We start from the raw sequence: 23486 nt of genomic DNA, 5'->3' as shown, positions 1-23486 counted from the left end.
AGATAGGGCATCGTTATGTTGAGCGCCGCGCTGGCGACCTGGATATTGGCAGCCGCACCCTCCCCGGTCGACGCACAACTTGAGCTGACCCCCGATGGCAGCGGCCGCGTCAGCTTGCGGCTATGCTTCATCAGCCAACAGCCCCACCAGCTGCGCTATCAATTGGAAGTGATGTCCACCGGTACCGCCGGGACCAACCGTTCGCGACAGGCAGGCGAACTGGTCAGCGGCAGCAACCGTCAGTGCCCGCTGAGCAATCGAGTCAGCGTTTCCGAAAATGGCCGACTGGAGGCGGTGTTGAACTGGTCGATCGATGGCCAGCCGCAAGCGCCGATACAACGCAGCTACCCGACGACGGCACCTGCCAGCCCGCAACCGCAATCCACGCCGCCCGGTACCGCTCCTGGCCAAACCGAAGCACAAGTGGCATCCGCTCGCCCGATGGACGACCGTTCAGACCTGCAATAGCCGCAGCGACAAGCACGTCTCATTCGGCTTCCATTGCGGCGCACTTCGATTTCACTCTGGCAATCGTCTGCTGGCATCCATCAGCTGGGATGACTCGAATAATCTCGACTGACAGACATCGCCGGGCGCTGCCATCCATCGCCTCTCTGGAACCGCAAGCGGGCCCGTGGCTTCTACCGAGCCAATCCACTATCGCCGGCGCCGCCGGCACCAGGAGGTCCGGTGCGAATTTCCCTGAAACCCTTGCATGACCAGGTCATCGTAATAACGGGCGCGTCGAGTGGCATCGGCCTGGCCACGGCCCGCATGGCCGTCGAAAAAGGCGCTCGCGTGGTGCTGGTGGCACGCAACGAACTCGCCCTGGCGGATATCCAGCGCGACCTGAACGCGGGCGACCGGGTCCTGCATGTGATGGCCGATGTCGGTGAACGCGAGCAGCTCGAACATGTTGCCCGCCAGACCATTGAACATTTCGGCGGCTTCGATACTTGGATCAACAACGCCGGTAGCTCGGTCTGGGGGCGCTTCGACGAGGTCAGCGACGAAGACCACTATCAGGTCATGCAGACCAATTTCTGGGGCACACACTACGGGTCGTCCATCGCCGTGAAACATCTGCGCGAAAAAGGCGGAGCGTTGATAAACATCGGCAGCGTGGAGTCCGCCAATGCCCTGCCGTTTCATGCCAGCTACAGCGCTAGCAAGCATGCAATAAAGGCTATGAGCGACGTGCTGCGGGTCGAGCTGCAGAAGTCGCGCACGCCAGTGTCGGTCACTCTGGTTCGTCCTTCTTCGACAGACACCCAGTTCATGGACCACTCGAAGAACTACCTGCCCAGCGCGCCGGTGTTTCCGCCGCCGGTCTACTCGCCGGAGGTGGTCGCGCAGGCGATTCTGCATGCCGCCGAGCACCCGCAGCGCGACGTCTACATCGGTAACGCCAAGCTGCTTTCCAAGCTTGCGCAGAACGCGCCACGGCTGGCCGACTGGATCAACCGCACCTTTGTCTACGATGCCCTCCAGAGCGGGCGTCCGGATCGCCATCCACAGGGCGCGCTGCATGCCAGCGATGTCGGCCGCGCCGGCGACGGCAAGGCCAGCGGCGATTATCCGGGGATGGTGCTGACGCGCAGCCTCTACACCCGCGCCACGCAACATCCTGTCGCCACAACGGTGGCCGTGGCAGTGGGCGCAGCGGTGCTGGCCGCGATGCTAGGACGTCGCGGACGCTAGCATGTGACGGCGCGGCCCCATGCTGCGCCGTCTTGACAGTCGTTCAGCTCAGGTTCAGCCAGGGTTCAGGCGCGGTTCAGCGGCCGGCATGCAGGATGCAGGCGTCACTTTCCAACGCCTGCAAAGGAGCGACACATGAACACGCTGCATACCTTGGCCATCGCCACCAGCCTGAGCCTCTTCGCCTTGGGCGCTCAGGCCGCCGAGAACTTCGCCGGCCTCACCTGGGGCAAGAGCACGGTCAACATTGACCGCTCCAGCACCCTGAAGCAGAACATGGGTCAAGACCGCTTCGATGACATCATCAAGAACAGCGGCACCTGGGGTATCCGTGCCGGTCAGATGACCGACGAGGCGCGCTACTATGCCACCTACGAAAACGTCTCCGACGACTACGGCAGCGCACTCAAGCTGCGCCAGCAGAACCTGATCGGCAGCTACGACATGTTTCTGCCGGTCGGTGATACCACCCGCCTGTTCGGCGGTGCCAGCGCCGGTCTGACCAAGCTTGAAAACGAGTCCAGCGGCTACAGCCGTGACAGCGACATCGGTTACCTGGTCGGCTTGCAGGCCGGCGTCATCCAGGAGGTCGGCAACAACGCGTCGATTGAAGCCGGCTACCGTTATCTGCGCAGTAACGCCGGTACCGAGGTGTCCGAGCGCGGCGTCGGTAAGGTCGGCTCGATCGACCTGCACAGCAGCAAGCAGGCCTATCTCGGCGTGAATTATCACTTCTAAGCTTGCTTCAACAGGACCACGGCCGGGATCGTCCCGGCCGTTTGCATGACAGGAGCCGCAAATGAAAGTGCTGGTGGTGGAAGACGAGGCGCTGCTGCGCCACCACCTACTGACTCGCCTGAGCGAAAGCGGTCACGTGGTCGATGCGGTGGCCAATGCCGAGGAGGCGCTCTACCAGTCTCGCGAATTTAATCATGACCTGGCGGTGGTCGACCTCGGCCTGCCGGGTATCAGTGGGCTGGACCTGATCCGGCAGCTGCGCAGCAATGGCGAACGTTTTCCCATCCTCATCCTGACTGCGCGCGGCAACTGGCAGGACAAGGTCGAGGGACTCGCGGCCGGCGCCGACGATTACGTCGTCAAGCCGTTCCAGTTCGAAGAGTTGGAGGCGCGGCTCAATGCGTTATTGCGTCGTTCGTCCGGCTTCACCCAGGCCAGCATCGAGGCTGGGCCGCTGAAGCTTGACCTCAACCGCAAGCAGGCCCTGGTCAATGACGAACCACTCGCATTGACCGCCTTCGAATACCGCATTCTTGAATACCTGATGCGCCATCAGCAGCAGGTGGTGGCCAAGGAACGCCTAATGGAGCAGCTGTACCCGGACGACAACGAGCGCGATGCCAATGTCATCGAAGTGTTGGTCGGGCGTTTGCGGCGCAAGCTCGAAGCTCAGGGCGGGCTGAAGCCCATCGATACCGTTCGTGGCCTGGGATATCTCTTCACCGAGCGCTGCCGATGAGCCGGCGCTGGCGCCGCTGGCTGGTAGAGCTCCGAGCCTCGCGCAACGGTAGCTTGTCGCTGCGCCTGCGCCTCATGCTGGGCGCAACCTGCCTGGCAGTCCTGTTCATGCTGGCCCTGCTGCCGGTGCTGCAGGCCGCGTTCAGCCTCGCCTTCGAGCGCGTCATCGAAGAACGCCTGGCCGCTGACGCCAACACGCTGATCACCGCTTCGCGCATCGAAGAAGGACAGCTGATCATGCCGGATCGGCTACCGGACGAGGAGTTCGATCTGCCGGATGCCAAGCTGCTCGGCTATATCTACGACCCGCAGGGCAACCGGCTATGGCAGTCGCGTTCGGCCGAAGATGAAAGCATCGACTACCGGCCGCGCCTGCACGGCGACGTCACAGAATTCCAGCGAGTACGTGACATCGAGGGCGTTGAATACTTCGTCTACGACGTCGAGCTGCGCTTGACCAACGATGATCAGCGCCAGGCGTTCAGCTTCGTCACCATGCAACCTACCAGCGAATACCGCAGCCTTTTCGAGGAATTCCGTCAACAGCTTTACCTCTGGCTTGGCGGAGGTTTGCTGGTACTACTGACGCTGCTTTGGCTGGGCCTGACCTGGGGCTTTCGCTCGTTGAAACGCCTAAGCCATGAATTGGACCAGGTCGAGATTGGACGGCTGGATCGGCTCAGCGATAAGCACCCACGCGAATTGCTGCGTTTAACGCGATCGCTAAACCGGCTGCTCGATGGCGAACGCCGCCAGCGCGAGCAGTACCGCAACTCCCTGGGCGATCTGGCCCACAGCCTGAAAACGCCATTGACCGTGCTGCAAAGCGTGGGCGAGGTGATCAGTGCGCAACCGGACAATCGCGAGCAGGCCCGCGTCATGCACGCGCAGATCGAACGCATGAGCCAGCAGATCGGCTATCAACTCCAACGCGCGAGCCTGGGTCAGAGCGGCCTGGTGCGTCACCGGGTTGCGTTGCAGCCGCTGCTGGTGCGCCTGTGCAGCACGCTGGACAAGGTTTATCAAGACAAGCGCGTGTGGGTCGACCTCCAGATTCCACCGAACGCCACCCTGCCGCTGGAGCAAGGCGCCCTCATGGAGCTGCTCGGCAATCTGCTGGAAAACGCCTACCGGCTCTGCCTGCATCAGGTGCGCATCAGCCTGCAAGAAGAAGGCGATCGACTGTTGCTCAGCATCGAAGACGACGGCCCCGGCGTTCCGGTCGACCAGCGCGCTCGCATCGTCCGTCGCGGCGAGCGGCTGGACGCCCAGCACCCCGGCCAGGGCATCGGTCTGGCGGTGGTCAAGGACATTCTCGACAGCTACGGCGGCGAGCTCAGGCTCGATGATTCCAGCCTTGGCGGCGCTGCGTTCCGGCTGCGGTTGCCACTCGAATAAGCCGATGAAGGACATCCCGATGGCTGCCCGCTTGCCGTGGCTGCTGCTAAAGTTCGGCTTCGCCATCTACGGACGCTTCACATGTCACCGGACGACAGTAAGAAACTGGTTCGCAAGCACATAGACCTGACCTGGAACCGCGGCCACATGGCCCTGGCCGAGCAGCTGCACAGCAAGGATTTTCTCTACAAAAGCTCCTTCGTTGGCCACCCCATGGCCAGCGCCGAGTTCGCGAATATAGTCACCCAGATTCGCGCAGCCATGCCCGATCTCGAAGTGGTGATCGAGGAATGCGTCGCAGAGGGCGACAAGGTCGTCACCTGGAGCACGCTGATCGGCACCATCGAGAATCCGGCGCTCGGCTATCCGCCGAGCGACAAGGTTCTGAGCATTTCGGCCATGGCGTTCTGGACCCTGACCCCTAGCGGGCAGATTCGCAGTATCTGCACTATGTTCGACATGGAGAGCTTTCGCTCTCAGCTGGGTCTGCCGACTCGCACCTATGCTGAGAAAGCCTTGCCATGACGAATCGCCGAAACGAGCAGCAGCCTTAAACGGAAGTTGCAATTCTTACTGTAAGTGGTTGGCAAGCACTTCCGTACTTAGCGTGACTCACCACAACCAACCCAACCACAGCAAAGCCACCAGCAGCCAAGTGCTTACGGCGAGCGTGCCGGTACTCCAGATACGGTTACAGCGTCTTTCCCGCTGCCGCCAACGGGGTTGGTCAGGGTCGACATTTGGCACCCTCAGCGGTGGCCGCTGCAGCAGTCGCTTGAGCCAAAGCGAAATCACCAGCGCCGGATTCGGCAGCGCGGTCAGCCGGGCCGGCACCTTCCAACCGAATTTCAGCGCCACCCCGGCCAAGGCCATTGCCAGCAGCAACGGCCATGACGCAGCCCAGATGCCACTCGAATACAAGCCGTGCAGCATGGGTTCGCGCAAGGCAGGCCAGAGCCAGGGCAGCAGCAGTGCCAGACTGCTTAGCAAGGCCCAAGGCAGAAGTTGGGGCAAAGGGGGGCGTGAGGCCGGCGCATCACGCGCATCACGGCGCAGCAGCCACAGCGCGCGGATCAGCAACAGAGCGGTGGTCAGGCTGCCAAGGCTCAGCCAGACCAGCCAGGACTCGAACGCCCCGCCGTGCCAGACCTCCTTCAGCGCCGTCTTGACCGCGCCACCGCTGGTCAATGGCAAGCCGATGATCGCCAGCGCCGGTAATGTCAGCAGCAGCCAGCCGATACGCGGCAGGCGTCCTGCGTGGATCAAGCCTGCAGAAAGAAACAGCGCCCCCTTGGCCAACCCGTGATGCACGCCGTAGAGCATCAGGACGACCGTCAGCGCCTGCGTTTGCTGCGGATGCCGCCAGGCCAGTGCCAGAATCATCAGCAGGTAACCCATCTGACTGACCGAAGAATAAGCCAGCACCGCCTTGGCCTTGTCGCTGGTCAGCCCCAGCAGCGCTGGATAAAGAGCGCCGAAGATGCCAATGGCAAGCAGCACATCCGCCCAGTTCGACAGCAGCTGATCACCCTCCGGCAGGCAGCGCCACAGGCCGAGAAAGCCCGCCTTGAGCATCGCCCCGGAAAGCACCGCGCTGGCGGGCGCCGGTGCCGCCGGATGCGCCAGCGGCAGCCATACGTGCAGCGGCCAGAACCCGGCTTTCAGGCCGAGGCCGATCAGCAATAGCAGCAGCGTCAGGCCGTCGATGGGCAACGCTCGCCAGGCGGCAAAGGCGAAATCGCCGCCGGCGGCATGGCTGCGCAGCATCAGCGCAGCCAGCAGGGCCATCTCGCCACAGATCGCCAGTTGCAGATACAGGCGCCCAGCGCGGCGTGGGCCTGGGCCGCGCCGATGCACGATCAGCCCGTAGGCGGAAAGGCTCATGACGCTGAAGCCAAGGTAGAAACTCAACGCATCGGTGGCGATGATCAGCAACAGATTGCCGGACAGTGCCAGCGACCAGAACGTCCAGAAGTGCCGGCGTTTGGGATCGTCCCGCTGGCTGCTGCTGGCGAACACTCCGGCGCAACCCCAAAGCAATGCGGTGAAGCCCAGCCAGGCGCGGGTCAATTCGTCATCCGCACCCCAGCGCACGCCCTCCCAGAGCATCGGCAGATCCAGTGCCGGCATCGGCCAGATGACCATCGCCAACGCCGGCAAGCAACCGAGCCAAAGCCAGCCGGCTGCACGCTCGCGGAACAGCAGCAGCGAGCCGACCAGCAAGGGTGCCAGCGGGACGAGCAGCCAGAGCCCACTCATATTTCGAATTCCCTATCGACGATCAGCTGCGCCCAGCCCAGTGGGCTCAACGCGGTGCCGGCCAGCAAACCGACCAGCAACGCCAGCAGCGCGGTGAACAACGCCGGCAGCAGCAACATCCAGTGCGTCTCCCAACGCTCCTCGCGCCAGTTGTCTTCATGCCAGTCGGCCGGTTCGGCGAACCAGCCGCGCCACAACAACGGCAGAAAATAACCGGCGTTGAGCAGCGCCGAGCCCATCAGCACCAGCAATACCCAGTCCTGGCCGACTTCCAGCGCGCCCATGCCCAGCGCCCATTTGCTGACGAAACCGGCAATCGGTGGGATCCCTATCATCCCCAGCGCTCCGATGCTGAATGCAGTCATGGTCAAGGGCATGCGTCGACCAACGCCGTTCATCTCGCGGATGCGATGAATGCCCAAGGTTTCGGCAAAGTTGCCAGCGCAATAGAACAACGTGACCTTCATCAGGCCTTGGTGCACCAGATGCGCCAGCCCACCGACCGCCGCGATCGGCCCGAGCAGCGCCACGCCAAGGGTCACGTAAGACACCTGACTGATGGTCGAGTAGGCCAGGCGCTTCTTCAGTTCCTGTTGCTGCAGCGCACGCAGCGAGCCGTAGAGAATGGTCGCCGCGGCAAGCCACAGCAGCGGCCCGGCCATGTCCAGCCGGGACAGCGCCTCGGCGCCGAACACGTCGTAGACCACCCGAATGATGCCGAAGGCACCGGCCTTGACCACTGCCACCGCATGCAGCAGCGCACTGACCGGCGCCGGCGCCACCATCGCCTTCGGCAACCAGCCGTGCAGTGGAATCAGCGCCGCCTTGACTCCGAGCCCGGCGATGAGCAGGACGAAAGCCACACGCAGCGCCAGGTCCTGCTCGCCGACCTGTTCCAGTAGATACCCGCCAGGCTGGAAATCCGGCCCGCCCGCCAGGCCGTGCAGCAGCGCCACGCCCATCAGCACCAGTGCTCCGCCGCCCACGGTATAGGCCAGATAGACGCGCCCGGCACGCAGCGCCTCGGGCGTGCCGCGATGTACCACCAGCGGGAAGGTGGCCAGGGTGAGCATCTCGTAGAACAGCAGGAAGCTGACCAGATTGCCCGCCAGCGCCAGCCCCACGGTGGCGCTGACGCAGAGGCTGAAGTAGCCGAAGAAGCGCGAGCGCAGCGGCGAGTTTTCCAGATAGCCGATGGCATAAACGGTCGTCGCCATCCACAGCACCGAAGACAGCGCGACGAACAGCAGCGACAGCGCATCGCCCTGCAGCACCAAGGGCGCGCCGGGCAGGAACGGCAGGCTGAAGCGGAACTCCAGGCCGCGGCTGACGCCGTAGATCATTGCTCCTACCAACAGCAGCTTGACGCCCACGCCCAGCAGGTTGAGCGCCACACGGGTGCGCTGCTGATCCTCGCGCAACGTGAAAATGATCAGCCCCGGTAGCAATGAGCTGAGCACGATGGCCAACGGCAGCCAGCTGGTCCAGGTCATCGGCCCACCCCGCCAAGCCAGAGCAGCAGGGGTTCGCTGATCAACGCCAGGCTCAGGGCCAGCAGCGCCGGCAGCATGGCCAGCCACTGCGCGAGGCGGTCCGGCACGACGCTGGGCGGATTCGGCCGGGCACGATCGAAGCCCAGCGCCACCACACGAAATACGTAGGCAGCGGACATCAGCGTGCCCAGCAGCACGCCGAATGCCCAAGGCCAGTGCTGCGGCTGCTCGAACAGCGGCTGCAGCAACAGCCACTTGGCGAGAAAGCCACCGCTGGGCGGCAAACCGATCAGGCTGCCACCGGCCACCGCGAAGGCCGCCATCGCCACCGGCATGTTCTGGCTGGCGCCTTTCAACGCACGCACCCGACGCGTGCCGAGTACCCGCTGCAATTCGCCAGCGGCGAGAAACATCGACACCTTGGCCAGGCCATGGGCGATGACGAACAGCCACAGCGCGGCGGTCATGCGCGGTTCCTGCCAGTGCAGCAGCAGACCCAGCGCCAACAAGGCGTAACCCAGTTGCGCGACCGTCGAATAGGCCACCAGCACCTTCAAGCGCGGCGCGCGCAGAGCCGACCAGCCGCCAGACAGCAACGCCAGGATGCCCGCCGCAGCGAACAGTACGCCGGCCTGGCGACCCAGTTCGGGCGGCGCGATCTGGGTCCAGACCAGCCAGAGAATGTAGATCGGCCCCTTGACCACCAGCGCCGAGAGCAACGCGCTGACCGCCGTCGGCGCGCCGGAATGCGCCGGCGGCAGCCACAGGTGCAGCGGCCACAGCGCCGCTTTCAACATCAACCCAACACTCATCAACAGCAGCGCCAGCCGGGTGCTGGCATCCACTTCGGCCAGTTCCGCCAGCAGCAGAATGTCGAGCACACCGTAGCGGCCATACAACAGCGCGACGCCGAACAGATAGGCAAGCGATCCGGCCAGCGACAGCATCAGGTAGTTGAACGCCGGGCGGTAAGCCTTGCGCCCGGCCAGCGCCACCAGCGCAACCGCCGTGAGGCTGAGCAGTTCGAGGGTGACGTAGAGGTTGAACAGATCGGCCGACAGCCACAGCGCGACCAGCGCGGCGTGCAGCAGGCAGGATAAAGGCCAGTAATCCTCATTGCCGGTGGCGTGCGGGCTGCGCGCGGCGTAAAGCGCTACCAGCAAGTGCAGCCCAGCAGTGAAGAGCATCAGCAAGGCGGTCAGCGGCGTGAGCTGGAAGCGGATCGCCAGCGGCGTGTCCCAGCCGCCAATGTTCAGCAGCTGCGGTCCCACCTGCATGACGTGGTGCAGGGCTGCAGCCGCGGCGAGCAGGCTGGCGAAGGTGATCGCAATCACCCACAAACCCTTACGCCGCGGCTGTATCCCTAGCAGAAGCAGACCACCCAGCAGCGGCAGAGTCAGGCTCACCAGTGCAAGCGTCAGTGCCGGCGTCATCGGCGCTGCTCCCGGCCATCCTGCACCGCGCCCGCCAACCGCAAGGCAAGGGCCGTGGCGCTGACCGCCACCACCAGGCCGGTAACCACCAGCGCCACCAGCACCGGATCGCTCGGCTGGCTGCGTGTCGCCAGGGCGATCATCACCAGAAACACACCGCTACCCATCAGATTGAACGCGATGATCCGCCTCAACGCCTGGCGCAGGGTCAGCAGGCCGTGTAGCCCGAGCAACCAGAGCGCGGCGCCGACACCCATCCAGAACAGTGCGCTGCTCATGACGAATCCTCGCCTTCGCCGATGACCAACAGGCTCAGACTGGCGGCGATCGACAAGGTCGCCACGGCTTCGATCAGCAGGATGATGAGCTTGGCCGAATCGTCCGGGTAGTTCAGCCAGCCCTCACCCAGCCAGGCGGTGGTGATGGCTACGCCGATGAACAGCATCAGTCCGCCCAGTACCAGCAGCCGCAGCGGTGCGAACGACCAGCGCAACCTCGGCAGCAGAGCCGACAGGCGCAGCAGCACCACGCCCGCGGCGAGCAACGAACCCGCCTGGAAGGCCCCACCTGGCGAGCTGGCGCCGCGCCAGAGGATGTAGCCCGCCGCCAGCACCAGCAACGGTGCCAGCACCCGTGCCCAGGCACGCAAAAGCGGCCAGGGTTCAGCCAGATCGAGGCGGCGCGGGCCGAGCTGTCGTGCACCGAGCAGCGCCAGCAGCAGCACCGCCAGTTCGAGAAGCGTGTCCCAGGCCCGCACGTTCAGCAGCACCGCCGTCACCGGATGGCTGACACCGGTGCGCGGCATCACCCGGTCAAGCTCATCGGGCAGCGTTGGCGTGCCATCGGCCAGCGGGGCGAGGCCTTGCAGCAGCATGAACAGCAAAGGCAACACCACCAACGCTGCCGCCAGCCGCTGACGGGTCGGGGTAATGTCCGGCAATTCTTGGCGACCCGGCTGACGTGCCAGCGCGGCAAACAGCAATACGCCGGACAGCCCGGCGCCGATGGCAGCCTCGGCCAGCGCGAGATCCGCCGCGCCCAGGCGTGCCCAGATCACCGCCATTACCATGCCGAAGGCAACGAACAGCAGCACGCTGGCATAGAGGTTGCGCCCGTGCAGCGCGCCCAGGGCGAGCGCGAGCAACAGCAGACCCAGCGTGCCGTCGAACAGCCAGTCAGTCATCGTCCGGATCCTCGCTGGCCTGGCGTGCCAGCAACTGGCAGGCGGTGGCGCTGGAAGCCATCAACAGCAGCCAGATCAGCAGCATCTGCCCCACTTCGAGCAGACTCTCGGCGCGGACCGACAAGCCGGCGACCACCAGCCCGAGACCGAGGGTATCGGCCTTGGTGAGGGCGTGCAGCCGGCTGACCGCGTCGGGAAAGCGCAGCAGGCCGATGCTGCCGGCGGCAAAGAACAGCAGACCGCCGAGCAATAGCGCCCAGCTCAAGACGTCGAGCAAAAGATCAATCATGGTGGCTTTGCCGCAACAGTTGCACCAGCGCGGCACTGGCGACCGCCGCCAGCAAACCCAGCAGCAGCGCCACGTCACGCAGCGCGGGCTGTTCCTGCCACTGCGCCATGACCAGCAGCAACGCCGTGCCGGCGGTGCCGAACAACTGGATCGCCAGCAGCCGGTCCACCCGTTTCGGCCCCAGCACGACGCGCACCAGGCCGACCGCGATGGTCAGCAGCAACAGCGCCGAATAAACCGCCATCAATGCTCGCCCCGCGCCGGGAGCAGCCGGGTCAGCCGCGCCTCCAGCTCGATCAGCGTCGCTTCCCACGGTTGTCGCTCATCCAGCACGTGTATGCGCATGCAGTCGGCATCGATTCGCGACGCCAGCGTGCCCGGCAGCAATCCGACCAGCGCCGACAGCAGCAGCCGTATCCGCGGCGATTCGCAGCGCAGGCGGTAATCGACCCACGCCGGCTGCAGCGACCGCCCTGGATGCAGCGCGCGCAGCGCCACGTCCCAGGCACCCAGCGTCATGTGTTTGAGGGCGAACCAGACAAAGCCCGGCAGGCTTACCAGCGAGGGTTGCCATGACCGCAGACCCAGCCAGAGCGACAGCCCAACGGCGAGCAGCACGCTCGGCACGCCGATGGCCCAACCGTTGCCGTCAGCGAACAGCGCCCAGATCGCGGTATAGAGCAGCGTCCAACCCAGCCCATCGATCCAGCGGCGGCGCGATCCAGTTTCTCTGCTCACAAGGTCTCCTTTCGGATGATCGAAGTGTCGATCCGAAATCCTCCATGGCGTTCCGTCGCGCTGGCGGTGGGCTTGTTTCCTGGCATTGCACAGTGAATGAGCGCTCGAGCGCCGGGCGCTCACTCCGCTGCCCGACACGGCATTCGCAGTGACTGGCCCGGTTCGAGCTGCTCGCGACCCGCCGCGTGATGCACGGTTACCGACCGGTCGTTGGCGCTGTCAGCCGTCACCGTCAGCCAGCCATCGTCCAGCTGCAGATGCAGGCGCGCCTGACGGTAGACCAGCGACAGCGCCACGTGCCGCAGCTCAGCTGGAGGCATGGGGAAAACATGCAGGCCATCGAGCTCTGGCCGCACGCCAAGGTAACGGCGCTGCAGCACATCCAGCGACCCGGACATGGCGCCCAGATGCACGCCTTCCTGCGTACCTTCATCGCCCGGCGTACACAGGTCGACATCCAGGGTTTGCTGAAAATAGGCCCATGACGCCTCGCTATCGACCTCGGCCAAAGCGCCGGCGCAACTGACGTTCGACAGGCTAGACTCGTGTGTCAGGCGCGCCAGGTGGTAGGCCAGCGTGCGATGCAGGGCGTCCTCGTCGTGCCGATAGCCGAGCCATTGAAACAGCGCCTGATATTGGTGTTGCGGCAACAAATGATGCGCCATCAGCACATCCGCCTGCTTGGTCAGCTGGTAGCGATCACAGCTGTCGTGTCGCGCTTCGAGCATCCAGTCCAGCCGCGGACGATCACCGTGCAGCCACTCCTGCGGAGGCGGTTCGAGCTTTTCGAACCCCTCGAACTGGCTGAGCACGTCGTCCTCCACGAAGGGGAGATAGATGCGCCGGCTGATCTGCTCCCAGCCTTCCACCTCATCCGCTTCGAGTTGCAGCCTGTTACGCAGCGCATCGGCCTTGTCATTGGGGAGCAATTCGAGCACCTGTCGTGCGCGACACAGCGTCCAGACCGCCATGAGATTGGTATAGGCGTTGTCATCCAAGCCGGGCTGCGCCGCGCCGGGATAGCCGTTGTGATACTCGTCTGGGCCGATGACGCCACAGATCAGATAGCGCTGCCGAGACTCGTCGAAGCGCGCCAGGCTGGCCCAAAAGCGCGCCACTTCGATGATCAGCTCGCCCACTTGCCCAGCCAGCAGCGCCTCGTCACCGGTCGCGAGATAAAGCTGCCATGCATCGAACGCAACCGCCGAGCCGATATGGCGTTGCAGGTGGGTGTGATCGGGCATCCAGCGACCCGACATTGGGTTGAATTGCCAAGGAGGGGTTTCCTCCTCGCCACTGTCGGCACTGCGCCAGGGAAACATGGCGCCGCGCAAACCGGCGCGCCGCGCCCGTTCACGGGCCGTATCCAGGCGTCGATGGCGATAGTCGACCAGGTTGCGCGCCAGCTCGGGGAAATGCGTGACGAGAAACGGAAAGGCGAACAACTCGTCCCAGAACACCTGACCGTAGTAACCCTCCATCCAGCCACGCGGGGGAAAGCCGAGATCCTTGCCGACACTGTTCGCCGACACCGTTTGCAGCAGATGAAAGGCATGAAAGCGCAGCGCCAACTGCAGCTGGGCGTCATCCGACGCGACCGGCATGCGCCGCCAGAGCTGTGCCCAGGCATCGCAGTGTGCGCGTTGCAGGTCGTCGAAATCAGCCTGTGGCAGCTGCTGGAGCACTTGCTCGCACGCTTGGCCATCGTCGGCTGGCCGCTCGTCATCGACCTGCACCAACACCCGCTTTTCGATGACCAGCCGCCCATCCGCCGGCACTTTGCATTCAGTCTGTTGAATGAGCCGCTGTTCGACCTGCTGGCCACGCCAGCGCAGACCCAGCCCCGGCGTCCGGATGCCCACGGCCATCGCCAGGCGGCGACGATCATTGTTAACCCTGGCGCTCAGCGCCGCGCGCCCCTGCTCGTCGTGCTGGATGTCCAGCGCGCCGAGACGTTGCCCTTCGTAGGCGTCATTGCGGGGAATCGCAGCATTGGTCACGCCGCCATCGAGGGTCGCGCGAAGCCGGATGCGAGCGACGTCTCGCGGTACCTTGAGCTCCCAACGCAGCACCGCCAACTGTGGGGAGGCCATGCTGACGAAGCGCGTCTCGTGCAGCTGCACTTCATGCCCGGCCATGACGAAATCAAGCTCGCGTTCGAGCAGACCGCTGTCCAGCGTCAGGCACTGGCGATACCCGCGCAGCTCGACCCCGTCGAGGCTGTACCAGTCGCCGCCGTCGTCCAGCGCGAAGCTCAGACCGAACGGGTCGGGCAGATTGACCAGCGCGGCCATCCGCACCGCGCTGCCATTGACCTCACGCGGCGCATCGTCGTACCAGCCGGCACGGTACAGGCCGGCGTAATGGTCACCGCCGCCAGCCGAATGCAGGGCAGCTGCCTCCGGCGCACAGACACGGCAGGCCAACAGGCCATTGCCCAGTGCTAGCAGCGCCTCACGCCGGCGCTCGTCATCCGGGTCGTAGCTATCGAAAACCACTTGGCTCGGAACGTTCGACTCAGTCATGCAACACCCTCGCAGCACTCAAAAGCTGCTGCACCATCGCGGCGACCTGTTCACGATCGGGATACGCCGGCTGCGAGCCATAGGCGGTGACGGCCAAGTTGGCCGCAGCCACGCCCCAGGCAGCGGCTTCGCGTGGCGCCCGACCTTCCAGCAGCGCGATGGCGAAGACGCCGGTAAAGGCATCGCCGGCGCCTGTGGTATCGACCGGCTCCACCTGCCCCGGCGGAACATGTGAAACGTCCTCACCGCAGGCCAGGACACAACCGCCATCACTCAGTTTGATGCAGACGATCTCCGTACCGGCCCGCTGCAACTCACGCGCGGCATCGGCAGCGGCCTCGATGTTGTCGATCGGATGCCCGACCAGCGCTTCGGCCTCGTCGGCGTTCGGCGTGATCGCGCGCAGCATGGGCAGCATGTTGCGCTCCAGGCGATCCGGAAACGAGGGGTCGAGCACCACCGGAATATCCTGGCGCGCCGCGCTCTCGATGGCGCGGCGTACGACCCAAGCGGGAATTTCGTAATCGAGCACCAGAACGGCCGGGGTTTGGCATTCCTCGATACGTGTATAGGTGGCGTCGGCGGCCGCCTGGTCCCAGCAGTCGTTGGCATTGGATGCCAGCACGATGTGCTTCTTTGCATCCGGCGGGACCATGATCATCGAAACGCCAGTTGCCTGACCCGCCACGCGACCGACGCCGTCGACCTCTACCCCAGACTCGCGCAACGGCCCGAGCGCCTGCTCGGCCAGATCGTCGTCACCCACCTGCCCAAGCAAGATACTGCGATGGCCGAAGCGTGCAGCGAGGTAGGCGGTATTGCTGGCCTTGCCGCCGGACAGGCGACACAGATCATGGGCCAGCAGGGTCTCGCGACCGCCGGGCGGTTCGTCGACCCGCACCTGAAAATCGGCATTGATGCTGCCCAGGGACAACAGCGTTAGGCGCTCCATGAACATGCTCCGGTGGTTCAAGCTCGTCCTTTAACGGACCTGAACGGCTGGCCAGGGTTCGCGTTTCGCTACCTCATCGGTCAGCTCTGATCCATCGTGGGAAGCGCCCGCCCCGCTTCTTTCGCACTTCAATGCGCAGGGGGCTCCTGCCGATGCGGGGCAATCGCCGGGAACCCATTGGCGCCGCGGCCGCTCGAACCTCAATCGCCAACACTGGCGCAGCGCCAAGGCATCCATGCCGGGGCTTGCTGGCGATACCGAACACCGCACCCGTTAGGGTGTTCAAGTTACTGTCGGGCAACAGCCCAAGCCTGCGTGATGCCTGTATCGGCACGCGTGCGAGGAGCCTTCGAATGAGTGCGATTGCGTTGATGATTGTGGGGCTGGCGGCGATGTCGCTGGGGTATCTGTTCTACTCGAAGTTCATCGCCGAGAAGATCTACCGCCTCGATCCGAACTACCGCACCCCGGCCCATACCATGCGCGACGGTGTGGATTATGTGCCGACCAACCGGTTCGTACTCTGGGGGCACCACTTCACCTCGGTGGCGGGCGCGGCGCCCATTGTCGGCCCGGCCATTGCAGTGATCTGGGGCTGGGTTCCGGCGTTCCTCTGGGTGGTGCTGGGCACCATCTTCTTCGCCGGCATCCATGACTTCGGCGCGCTCTGGGCCAGCGCCCGCAACCGGGGCCAATCGGTGGGCATGCTCAGTGGGCGGCTGATCGGTTCGCGTGGCCGCAGTCTGTTTCTGGTCGTGATCTTCCTTGTCTTGCTGATGGTCAACGGCGCCTTTGCCGCGGTGATCTCCAACCTGCTGGTGTCGACGCCGACTTCGGTAATTCCGGTGTGGGGCGCCATACTCGTCGCGCTGGTAATCGGCCAGCTCATCTACCGCTACAACGTCAAATTGCTGTGGCCCTCCCTGGGCGGCGTGATCGTGCTTTACCTGCTGATCCTGCTGGGCAACGCCTACCCGATCAGCCTGCCGGATACGGTACTGGGCCTGAGTGCCAAGTCGTTCTGGATTCTGCTGCTGTTCGCCTACGCGGCCATCGCCTCGCTGCTACCGGTGTGGGTGCTGCTGCAACCGCGTGATTACATCAACGGCCTGCAACTGTTCGTCGGTCTCGGCTTGCTCTATCTGGCGGTGCTGTTTGGTGCGCCAGATTTGGTTGCGCCGGCGTACAACACCGAATTACCTGCCGATAGTCCGAGCATCGTGCCGCTGCTGTTCGTGACCATCGCCTGCGGAGCGATCTCTGGCTTCCACGGGCTGGTGGCGTCTGGCACGACATCCAAGCAGCTGGACAAGGAAACCGACGCCCGCTTCGTCGGCTATTTCGGCGCGGTGGGTGAAGGCATGCTCTCGCTGGCGGCGATCATCTGCTGCACTGCCGGTTTCGCTACGCTGCTCGACTGGCAACAGGTCTACACCGCCTTCGGCCAGGGCGGCGTGAATGCCTTCGTCCAGGGCGGCGGCACGCTGCTCGCCAACGGCCTCGGTCTGCCGGCGGACCTCGGCGCCACTATTCTTGCGGTAATGGCGATTCTCTTCGCCGGCACCACCATGGACACCGGCCTGCGCCTGCAACGCTTCGTGATTCAGGAAGCCGGCGAGCTGGCCGGCATGAAGGTGAACACTCTGGTCGGCACGCTGATCGCAGTCGGTGTGTGCATGGCCCTGGCCTTTGGCGCTGGCTCCGAGGGCAGCGGCGGCATGGCGATCTGGCCGCTGTTCGGCACCACCAATCAGCTGCTGGCGGGATTGACGCTGTCGATCATCACCGTGCTGCTGATCAAGCAAGGTCGTCCGGCGATGTACACCCTGGTGCCGCTGGTGTTCCTGCTGGCGATGTCGATCTACGCGCTGCTGGTGCAGATGGGCCAGTTCTACCGCGCCGAGAACTGGTTGCTGCTGGGCATGGACGTGGTGATTCTGATCGCCGCGCTGTGGGTCACCCTTGAAGCGATCATCGCCATGCGCAAGGGCCGCGATCCGGCTGCCGAGATGACCACCGACGAGCCGCTGCCGTGACGCAGCGACCGTTCTTCCAGCGTTTGTCGGACGGCCTGCAGGAATTCTACGTCGCGCCCTACCGGCGCACCTTCGCCCGCGCCCGGCGCGACGAGGACGACCTGTTCATGCTGCTGGTGTTTTCCGAGGCGCTGGGCGTACCCAACCCCGCCGCCTGGTACACCCTGGAGCTGATGCCGGAACTCTATGAACGCTTCCATGACTGGCATCGCCGCATGGGCATGGAGCACTCACCGCTGGATCACATCGGATGCTGCTAGCACTGGCCGCACGGAGCCGGGCGCTGTTCATCGGCGGCAAAGGCGGCGTCGGCAAGACCACCGTCGCCGCCGCCACGGCATTGCAACAGGCGCGTGCCGGACGCCGTGTGCTGCTGGTCTCCACCGATCCGGCGCACAACCTCGGTCATCTCTGGAACCGTTCGATCGGCTCGAATACCGTGCGTCTGGCGGCCGGTCTCGATGGCGTGGAGCTCGACCCTGATCAAACGGTGCGGCAACACCTGGACGAGGTCGGCAGCGCCTTGCGCCGGTTGATGCCACCGCACCTGGCCGGCGAAGTCGACAAGCACATGTCGCTCTCTCGCGATGCACCCGGCATGCACGAAGCGGCGCTGCTCGAACGTATCGCAGACACCATTATCCAGGGCATGGACGACTACGACCTGCTGGTCTTCGACACCGCGCCATCCGGCCATACTTCGCGACTCATGGCGCTGCCGGAAATGATGACGGCCTGGACCGAAGGGTTGTTGCAACGTCAGGAGCGCAGCAAGCGCTTCGGCGATGTGTTGCGAAATCTTGGCAAGGACGACGGTGGTTTAGGCGAAAGCATCCTCGGCCGCGAAACCAGCTACGGCAACGACCGCCAGCAACGCGTGCGACAGCTGCTCTACCGACGCCGCGAGCGCTTCAGCCAACTGCGTGACGTGATACAGGACCGCCAGCGTTGCGCGTTCGTCATCGTCCTCGCCGCCGAGCGGCTGCCGGTACTGGAAACCATCGAATTGCAGGCCCAGCTGCAGCGCAGCGGCATCGAAGTGGCCGGGCTGGTGGTGAATAAACGATCGCCTGTCGAGGCCGGCGCCTTTCTCGCCGAGCGACACGCGCAAGAACAGCGTCATTTGGACACGCTGCAACAGGCCCTACCGAACCTTCCGCTGCAGCAATTGCCCCTGCTGGCCGAAGACGTGGTCGGCGAAACCGCGCTCGAGGCATTTGGAGAGCGGCTGCAGTAGAACGCTGCCGCCTGCCATTGGGATAGGGCACTTTTGGTGGGCGCGATCATGGCCAGCGTGTCGACATCACTGCGTGGCTGGCGAAAATATATACCGCCCGGAAAGGACCGGCTTGCTTTTTAACGCCAGCGCCGGCGCCAACAGAAGTCACTAAACAGCACGTTAGCCTTGAGATCCAGCTCGCTGGGCGCCCTTCAGCTGACTGGCGATTATTCGCGTGCGAGTTACGCAGGTAATGGCAGAACCAGCCGCGATAACGACCAGCGCGAGAAGCAGGCAATGATGTGTGGAGAACAAGATGGTTTCTGGAATATTAAGCACCAGCCCAGCCGTCATGACCGCCATGCGATGCTGCTTCGCCATGGGCCCAGCGAAGGTTTGCTTGAGCCCTATGGCTCCGCCAAACACCCGCACATAAGCAGTCAAGGCAGCGGCAAGCGCGGCGAACCAGCCGAGAGGCTGACAGGCTACCGCATATCCCAGCGCCACGATCAACACACTGTCTGCGATGCGATCCGGAAATTCGTTATACAAGCTGCCAAGGGCTGAGTGTTTCCCGCCCTCAATAGCCACCATACCGTCGAGCAGGTTGCAAACCAGCCTCAGCTGGATGAATACGACCGCGACAAGAGAGCCGAAAACGCCTGTGGAAGCCGCCAGACATGCAGCTGCCACAACCGCGAATCCGATACTTGCAACTGAAATCTGATTAGGTGAGATGTTATGGGTGATTAAAAGCGTGGCAAGTTTCGTTGCCCAACGCTGAGATCGCGATTTGATGGGCCTGCGGTTGTCTTGCATTAGGCGCTCCCTACCTATTGTTTGTCCGAGTTAAAACTGGAAATCCCGCTATCTAACCTTTATCGCGCTCAATACGGCGTGACCCGCCGTTGGGCCTGCATCTTGTCTGCAGCGGCTTGGTCGGCATTAGGAACGATCGATGCGGAGTGTTCAAGCGCAGCGGTCACAACGCTCGCGGTTGGCTGGCTGTCGTTGCCCGCTGATCGGCACCGCGAAAAGATCCGTACAAAAACATTGCTGCCGTTTGTCTGGCGCCATTAAAGTGCCACTTATGCGCGCCGCTAAACCGCTATGCCCCAGCAATTCGAGCGTTCGCTGCGGCCATTAATACCGAAGACTGCCAAGCCTTAGCCGAACGCTGCAGGTGCAGACCCGGCGCTGCCATAGCGGGATGGAGCAATGAAATGAATAAAGCAACTCTGATGTCATCGTCGCAACTGCGACGGCTCTGCGGCGCGACTCTCGTAGCTGCGAGCCTTTTATTCCCCTCCACCGCCCCGCAAGCCGAGACCTTGAATCTGCTGAACTGGGAGGATTTTCTCAGCGAGGCGGTGATCGAGCGCTGGCAGGCCGAGACCGGCGTGCAGATCCATCAGGTCTACTTCGACAGCGGCGACAAGCGCGACCAAGTGCTCGCCGAGCCGGATCATCGGATCGACATCGCGCTGACCGAGCTGATCAGCGCCAACCGCTTCGGCGAACGCGGGCTGCTAGAGCCGATCGATGAGAAGGCGCTGCCCAATCTGAAGCACACGCCGCAACGCTGGCGCGACCACTGCGGACCCCACGCGATCCCCTATCTCTGGGGCACGCTCGGCATCGCCTATCGTTCCGACCGCCTGCCCGTCGCGCCCCGCTCCTGGGCCGACTTGCTGCAACCGGCCGAACGCGACGCGCCGCACATCATCATGATGGAGGACCACGAAGACATCCTCGCCGGCCCGCTGCTTTACCAGCAGCGCTCGATCAACACCTCAAGCATCGACGAATTGAAAGCCGCCTACGAGCTGCTGATGGCGCAGTCCCACGCCGTGCTGACCTATGAATACGTGATCACATCGCTACGCAGCCAGCGCTACCTCGACAAGGCCGACATGGCGCTGACCTACAGCGGCGATCAGCAGGTGCTCAACGCCATCGAAGGCGTCGAAGGCGAACCCTGGCACTACGTGGTTCCAGAGGAAGGCACACTGCTTTGGGTCGATTGCCTGTCTGTGCCGGTCAACAGCCAGCAGAAGGCGCTGGCCTACCGCTTCCTGAGTTTTATCAATACCCCCGAAATCGCGGCCCTGAATGCCGCCGAGCTGGGTGTCGCCACGGCCAACACTGCGGCCATCGCGCTGCTGCCGGATGAGATCCGCCAGGATCGAAGCATCTACCCACCCGAGGCGGTGCTGCAGAACAGCCAGGTCTATGAGCCACGTCCGCTGGATGCGACGCAGACACGGCGGCGCATCATCAACGCACTGATCAACGCCCATGACGCTCGGTAAACGCACGCTGCTGGTGATCTTCCCGGTCATCCTGATCATCCAGCTGCTGGCTGCAACGACCGCTTACCTGACCCAGCGCGCTTCGCTGGTGGGCCTCGAACAGGCGCGTCTGGCGCAGCAGCTGCTAGCGCTCAAATCCGCTTATCTGGACTACGAGGCGTTCAACCGCAGCATGCTCCACTCGATCGCCAACAGCGAAGCGTTGCTGCTGTTCCTGCGTGAGTCGAACACCGCCTACCGTAACGAAACGCTGGGGCTGCGCATCCAGCAGAGCATTCGCTCGCTATCGACGACCCGCATGTCGTTCGTGTCCTTCGCCATCGTCCAGCCTGGCGGTGAGGTGGCCTACTATCACGAAAGCAGCCTGTCGCCGTTCGCGACCATGAGCGCCACGCAGCAACAGGTCGTCCGCGAGGCTAAGCAGACTCCGCATACCGGCCAGATGACCTATATAGATACAGCCGAGGGCGGCCTGCTGCTGGATACCGACTTCATCCTGCCGGCTGCGGGTAGCCGCCCTTTGCCTAGCCAGCGAGCGGAAGCCTTTGCCCTGCAACTGGCGGTGCGCCCTGAAAGCTTCATCAGCCTCAAGCGCAGCCTGGAGGCCGAATACGGTGCGGCGGTGGAGATTGCACCCAAGCTCAAACCGGCGCCACGGGGGCTATCGGCCGATATCGAGCTGTCACGCTCGCTGTCCGCACGCCTGACGCCGTCACCTGACTACATTGCCGCGCGCCTGCAAACGCTGGGATTGGCATTTCTGTTTGGCGTCGTGCTGATCTGCCTGATCTCCGTCGGCCTGTTGCTGGTGTTGATCCATCACTATGTCACCGGTCCGATCAGCTGGCTCGACCAGCAGCTCACCGAGCTGCTGCAGGGCAAGCGCCACGCGTTGGACGAACCCAGCGATGGCGGCGAGATCGGTCGCCTGACGCTGAATATGAAAACCCTGCACGAGCGCAACACGGCCGCGCTGCAGCGTATTCAGGAAATCTCCTGGACCGACAGCCTGACCCATATCAGCAACCGCGCCCATTTCGGCCTGCTGGCCACAGCCATGTATGACCAGTGCGCACGCGGCGGACGACAACTGGCGCTGCTGTTTCTCGATCTGGACAACTTCAAACAGGTGAACGACCAGCACGGCCACGATGCCGGCGATACGCTGCTGCGCGTCTTCGCCAAACGCATGCAAGGCGTGCTCGAGCGCCACCGCCAGGCCCACCCTGACGCCGAGACCGCGCTCGCCCGGCTCTCCGGCGACGAGTTCGCCATCCTGCTGCTGACCGGTACCGAGTACGACAGCTTGCCGGAGCTTACCGATGCCTTGCTGGATCTGTGCCGCAGCGGCTTCCGTTTCGAGGACCGTCTCTACCCGGTCGGTGTCAGCATCGGCACGGCCCGCTACCCCGCCGACGCCGATTCCATCACGCAACTGCTGACCCGCGCCGACACGGCGATGTATCAGGCCAAGGCCGAAGGCAAGAATGTCGCGGTGGCCTTCTCGGCCCAGCTGGAGCAACGCAACCAGCGCATCCGGCTGGTCGAGGAACAGCTGCGCCTGCTCGATGGCGATGAACAGTTGCGCCTGGTTTACATGCCGGCGGTGGAACGCGACGGCAGCGTGGTCAGCTGTGAGGTGCTGCTGCGCTGGCATTCGCCCTTGCTCGGCACGGTTTCACCGGGCGAGTTCATTCCCATCGCCGAGCGCGCCGGGTTGTTCCCGAAGATCGACAGCTGGGTGATCGACAGAGCCCTGGCCGGCTATCCGGAGCTGGTCCGGCTGTTCGGCGAAGGCATGATTCTGGCGATCAACGTCTCGTCGGCGCAGCTGACCGACGATCACATCTGCCGCTACCTGATCGAACGCGCCGCGCATCATGGCGTCGCGCCCGGCAACATCGAGATCGAGCTGACCGAAACCTACGCCGCCGAACTGAGCAGCAACACCATGGAGGTGGTGCGGGCAATCCGCGCGGCGGGCTTCCGCGTGGCCATCGACGATTTCGGCGTCGGCTACACCTCGATCCAGCAGTTGCTCGAGTACCCGGCCGACACCATCAAACTGGACATGGCCATCGTGCAGCGCCTGACGCAACCGGAACTACGGGAAAGCCTGACCGCGCTCATTGCCTTCTGCCAAGCGCAGGGCAAGCGGGTCAATGCCGAGGGCGTGGACACCATGGAAAAGCAGTCCGCACTGCTGCAGGCCGGCTGCGATCTGTTCCAGGGCTATCTGATATCGCCGCCACGTTCGGTAGCCGCGCTGGAGGAATGGGTGGCGATACGCAACCGTTCGCAGCATGAGCTGCGCGTCGAACAGTTGCACGGCCAGGCGATGCCGCACGACGCTGAACAGGCCGTAGCAAATCGGAACTGATGCACCACGACGGCTCAGGTTGAAGCCCTTGCTCCCGGCGCGTGCTGGCGCTGGCGCCGGGACGGCACCGGCCGTATGGTGTTCCTCAGGAG

General features: G+C 64.0%; 22 protein-coding genes. 11 read left to right on the top strand and 11 right to left on the bottom strand.

All coding sequences use genetic code 11. The features are described from left to right. Positions 1 to 15: 15 nt before the first annotated feature. The 6 genes from V6943_RS05865 (at position 16) to V6943_RS05840 (ending at position 5100) form a co-directional block, all read left to right on the top strand. Positions 16 to 468, top strand: a complete 453-nt coding sequence (locus tag V6943_RS05865) for a hypothetical protein (RefSeq protein ID WP_340552870.1) — start codon at positions 16 to 18, stop codon at positions 466 to 468. A gap of 222 nt (positions 469 to 690) precedes the next feature. After that, a complete protein-coding gene (locus V6943_RS05860) occupies positions 691 to 1701 on the top strand; it encodes an SDR family oxidoreductase (protein WP_340552869.1) in 1011 nt (336 codons plus the stop codon). A 135-nt stretch (positions 1702 to 1836) separates the two neighbouring features. Continuing rightward, positions 1837 to 2439 (top strand): hypothetical protein, encoded by a 603-nt coding sequence (locus tag V6943_RS05855; RefSeq protein ID WP_340552868.1) that lies wholly within the window; start codon positions 1837 to 1839, stop codon positions 2437 to 2439. A 61-nt stretch (positions 2440 to 2500) separates the two neighbouring features. Continuing rightward, complete coding sequence (locus tag V6943_RS05850) at positions 2501 to 3178, top strand: response regulator (RefSeq protein ID WP_131651365.1); 678 nt, start codon at positions 2501 to 2503, stop codon at positions 3176 to 3178. Continuing rightward, positions 3175 to 4575 carry an ATP-binding protein gene (locus V6943_RS05845; RefSeq protein WP_340552867.1) on the top strand — a complete coding sequence of 467 codons (1401 nt, stop codon included), beginning with the start codon at positions 3175 to 3177 and terminating at the stop codon, positions 4573 to 4575. Before V6943_RS05850 ends, V6943_RS05845 begins: the two co-directional genes overlap by 4 nt. An 81-nt stretch (positions 4576 to 4656) precedes the next feature. Continuing rightward, positions 4657 to 5100, top strand: coding sequence for a ketosteroid isomerase-related protein (locus V6943_RS05840; RefSeq protein ID WP_340552866.1), 444 nt, complete (start codon positions 4657 to 4659; stop codon positions 5098 to 5100). 87 nt (positions 5101 to 5187) lie between these two features. Here V6943_RS05840 and V6943_RS05835 read toward each other — a convergent pair whose 3' ends face one another. The 10 genes from V6943_RS05835 to V6943_RS05790 all read right to left on the bottom strand — a co-directional run bounded on the left by V6943_RS05835 (position 5188) and on the right by V6943_RS05790 (position 15447). Beyond that, on the bottom strand, positions 5188 to 6834 hold the full coding sequence (locus V6943_RS05835; RefSeq protein ID WP_340552865.1) for a complex I subunit 5 family protein: 1647 nt from the start codon (positions 6832 to 6834) through the stop codon (positions 5188 to 5190). Then, positions 6831 to 8327 (bottom strand): complex I subunit 5 family protein, encoded by a 1497-nt coding sequence (locus tag V6943_RS05830; protein WP_197445283.1) that lies wholly within the window; start codon positions 8325 to 8327, stop codon positions 6831 to 6833. The genes V6943_RS05835 and V6943_RS05830 overlap by 4 nt, the downstream gene beginning before the upstream one ends. Next, the gene (locus tag V6943_RS05825) at positions 8324 to 9760 is read right to left on the bottom strand and encodes a complex I subunit 5 family protein (RefSeq protein ID WP_340552864.1); all 1437 of its coding nucleotides are present in this window, start codon (positions 9758 to 9760) and stop codon (positions 8324 to 8326) included. The genes V6943_RS05830 and V6943_RS05825 overlap by 4 nt, the downstream gene beginning before the upstream one ends. Beyond that, a complete protein-coding gene (locus tag V6943_RS05820) occupies positions 9757 to 10038 on the bottom strand; it encodes an NADH-quinone oxidoreductase subunit K (RefSeq protein WP_340552863.1) in 282 nt (93 codons plus the stop codon). Before V6943_RS05820 ends, V6943_RS05825 begins: the two co-directional genes overlap by 4 nt. After that, a complete protein-coding gene (locus V6943_RS05815) occupies positions 10035 to 10943 on the bottom strand; it encodes a hydrogenase subunit MbhD domain-containing protein (RefSeq protein ID WP_340552862.1) in 909 nt (302 codons plus the stop codon). The genes V6943_RS05820 and V6943_RS05815 overlap by 4 nt, the downstream gene beginning before the upstream one ends. Then, complete coding sequence (locus V6943_RS05810; protein ID WP_131651493.1) at positions 10936 to 11229, bottom strand: cation:proton antiporter; 294 nt, start codon at positions 11227 to 11229, stop codon at positions 10936 to 10938. The genes V6943_RS05815 and V6943_RS05810 overlap by 8 nt, the downstream gene beginning before the upstream one ends. After that, on the bottom strand, positions 11225 to 11476 hold the full coding sequence (locus V6943_RS05805) for a monovalent cation/H+ antiporter complex subunit F (RefSeq protein ID WP_131651359.1): 252 nt from the start codon (positions 11474 to 11476) through the stop codon (positions 11225 to 11227). The genes V6943_RS05810 and V6943_RS05805 overlap by 5 nt, the downstream gene beginning before the upstream one ends. Further along, the gene (locus V6943_RS05800; RefSeq protein ID WP_340552861.1) at positions 11476 to 11970 is read right to left on the bottom strand and encodes a Na+/H+ antiporter subunit E; all 495 of its coding nucleotides are present in this window, start codon (positions 11968 to 11970) and stop codon (positions 11476 to 11478) included. The genes V6943_RS05805 and V6943_RS05800 overlap by 1 nt, the downstream gene beginning before the upstream one ends. A gap of 119 nt (positions 11971 to 12089) precedes the next feature. Beyond that, positions 12090 to 14495: a glycoside hydrolase family 65 protein gene (locus V6943_RS05795; RefSeq protein WP_340552860.1), complete on the bottom strand. Its 2406-nt coding sequence runs from the start codon at positions 14493 to 14495 to the stop codon at positions 12090 to 12092. Continuing rightward, positions 14488 to 15447 (bottom strand): ribokinase, encoded by a 960-nt coding sequence (locus V6943_RS05790; RefSeq protein WP_340552859.1) that lies wholly within the window; start codon positions 15445 to 15447, stop codon positions 14488 to 14490. The genes V6943_RS05795 and V6943_RS05790 overlap by 8 nt, the downstream gene beginning before the upstream one ends. Positions 15448 to 15800: 353 nt before the next feature. On the opposite strand from V6943_RS05790, the gene V6943_RS05785 reads away from it, so the two are divergent. Genes V6943_RS05785 through V6943_RS05775 form a run of 3 tightly spaced genes read left to right on the top strand, consistent with a single transcriptional unit; the run spans position 15801 to position 18720 of the window. Then, on the top strand, positions 15801 to 17483 hold the full coding sequence (locus tag V6943_RS05785; protein WP_181103034.1) for a carbon starvation CstA family protein: 1683 nt from the start codon (positions 15801 to 15803) through the stop codon (positions 17481 to 17483). Further along, positions 17480 to 17743 (top strand): cory-CC-star protein, encoded by a 264-nt coding sequence (locus tag V6943_RS05780; RefSeq protein WP_131651355.1) that lies wholly within the window; start codon positions 17480 to 17482, stop codon positions 17741 to 17743. The genes V6943_RS05785 and V6943_RS05780 overlap by 4 nt, the downstream gene beginning before the upstream one ends. Next, positions 17734 to 18720 carry an ArsA family ATPase gene (locus V6943_RS05775; protein WP_340552858.1) on the top strand — a complete coding sequence of 329 codons (987 nt, stop codon included), beginning with the start codon at positions 17734 to 17736 and terminating at the stop codon, positions 18718 to 18720. Before V6943_RS05780 ends, V6943_RS05775 begins: the two co-directional genes overlap by 10 nt. 162 nt (positions 18721 to 18882) lie before the next feature. Here the strand turns inward: V6943_RS05775 and V6943_RS05770 are convergent, their stop codons facing one another. Next, positions 18883 to 19521 carry a CDP-alcohol phosphatidyltransferase family protein gene (locus V6943_RS05770; RefSeq protein ID WP_340552857.1) on the bottom strand — a complete coding sequence of 213 codons (639 nt, stop codon included), beginning with the start codon at positions 19519 to 19521 and terminating at the stop codon, positions 18883 to 18885. Between the two features lie 422 nt (positions 19522 to 19943). Here V6943_RS05770 and V6943_RS05765 point away from each other — a divergent pair, with 422 nt between their 5' ends. Together V6943_RS05765 and V6943_RS05760 are read left to right on the top strand one after the other, a co-directional pair. Further along, a complete protein-coding gene (locus V6943_RS05765; RefSeq protein WP_340553038.1) occupies positions 19944 to 21014 on the top strand; it encodes an ABC transporter substrate-binding protein in 1071 nt (356 codons plus the stop codon). Beyond that, the gene (locus V6943_RS05760) at positions 21001 to 23394 is read left to right on the top strand and encodes a putative bifunctional diguanylate cyclase/phosphodiesterase (protein WP_340552856.1); all 2394 of its coding nucleotides are present in this window, start codon (positions 21001 to 21003) and stop codon (positions 23392 to 23394) included. The genes V6943_RS05765 and V6943_RS05760 overlap by 14 nt, the downstream gene beginning before the upstream one ends. Positions 23395 to 23486 lie beyond the last annotated feature (92 nt).

This window comes from Pseudomonas sp. CBC3 (genome assembly GCF_037967085.1).
Lineage (GTDB): Bacteria > Pseudomonadota > Gammaproteobacteria > Pseudomonadales > Pseudomonadaceae > Stutzerimonas.
The sequence above is the reverse complement of the archived record's forward strand: the minus strand, read 5'-3'. Positions and strand labels throughout refer to the sequence as shown.